The organism is Peptoniphilus lacrimalis DSM 7455 (assembly GCF_000378725.1).
Lineage (GTDB): Bacteria > Bacillota > Clostridia > Tissierellales > Peptoniphilaceae > Peptoniphilus_A > Peptoniphilus_A lacrimalis.
Genome location: NZ_KB900386.1, coordinates 1 through 1,456, shown reverse-complemented (window position 1 = coordinate 1,456; position 1,456 = coordinate 1). Strand labels below are relative to the sequence as shown.

The window sequence follows — 1,456 nt, the reverse complement described above, 5'->3', positions numbered from 1 at the left end:
GAAGATAAGACGGATTAGCGGCGGACGGGTGAGTAACACGTGAGTAACCTGCCTTTTACACAGGGATAGCCTCGGGAAACCGGGATTAAAACCTGATGAAACTATCAAATCACATGATTAAGAAAGTTAAAACTCCGGTGGTAAAAGATGGACTCGCGTCCCATTAGCTAGTTGGTGAAGGTAACGGCCCACCAAGGCAACGATGGGTAGCCGGCCTGAGAGGGTGAACGGCCACATTGGAACTGAGAAACGGTCCAAACTCCTACGGGAGGCAGCAGTGGGGAATATTGCACAATGGGGGAAACCCTGATGCAGCGACGCCGCGTGAGCGAAGAAGGCCTTCGGGTCGTAAAGCTCTTTTATATGGGAAGATAATGACGGTACCATAAGAAAAAGCCCCGGCTAACTACGTGCCAGCAGCCGCGGTAATACGTAGGGGGCTAGCGTTGTCCGGAATCACTGGGCGTAAAGGGTTCGCAGGCGGCAATGCAAGTCAGATGTAAAAGGCAAAGGCTCAACCTTTGTAAGCATCTGAAACTGTATAGCTTGAGAAGTGTAGAGGCAAGTGGAATTTTTAGTGTAGCGGTGAAATGCGTAGATATTAAAAAGAATACCGGTGGCGAAGGCGACTTGCTGGGCACAATCTGACGCTGAGGAACGAAAGCGTGGGGAGCAAACAGGATTAGATACCCTGGTAGTCCACGCCGTAAACGATGAGTGCTAGGTGTCGGTATAAATCGGTGCCGCAGTTAACACAATAAGCACTCCGCCTGGGGAGTACGTGCGCAAGCATGAAACTCAAAGGAATTGACGGGGACCCGCACAAGCAGCGGAGCATGTGGTTTAATTCGAAGCAACGCGAAGAACCTTACCAGGGCTTGACATATAAGAGACGAACTTAGAGATAAGTTTTCTTCTTCGGAAGCCCTTATACAGGTGGTGCATGGTTGTCGTCAGCTCGTGTCGTGAGATGTTGGGTTAAGTCCCGCAACGAGCGCAACCCTTATTACTAGTTACCAGCATTTCGGATGGGGACTCTAGAAAGACTGCCGATGATAAATCGGAGGAAGGTGGGGATGACGTCAAATCATCATGCCCTATATGCCCTGGGCAACACACGTGCTACAATGGCCGTAACAAAGAGAAGCGAAATCGCAAGGTCAAGCAAACCTCAAAAAGACGGTCTCAGTTCGGATTGTTCTCTGCAACTCGAGAACATGAAGTCGGAGTTGCTAGTAATCGCAGATCAGAATGCTGCGGTGAATGCGTTCCCGGGTCTTGTACACACCGCCCGTCACACCATGGGAGCTTGTAATACCCGAAGCCTGTGAGCTAACCGCAAGGAAGCAGCAGTCGAAGGTAGGACAAGTGACTGGGGTGAAGTCGTAACAAGGTAGCCGTATCGGAAGGTGCGGCTGGATCACCTCCTTTCTAAGGAGAAAACCAAAATCTTCCA

Annotated in this window: 1 rRNA gene; it reads left to right on the top strand. The window is 50.4% G+C overall.

Annotated elements, in window-relative coordinates:
- Positions 1 to 1,431, top strand: a 16S ribosomal RNA gene (locus F594_RS0109085); the annotation flags it as partial.
- Between the last annotated feature and the right edge of the window lie 25 nt (positions 1,432 to 1,456).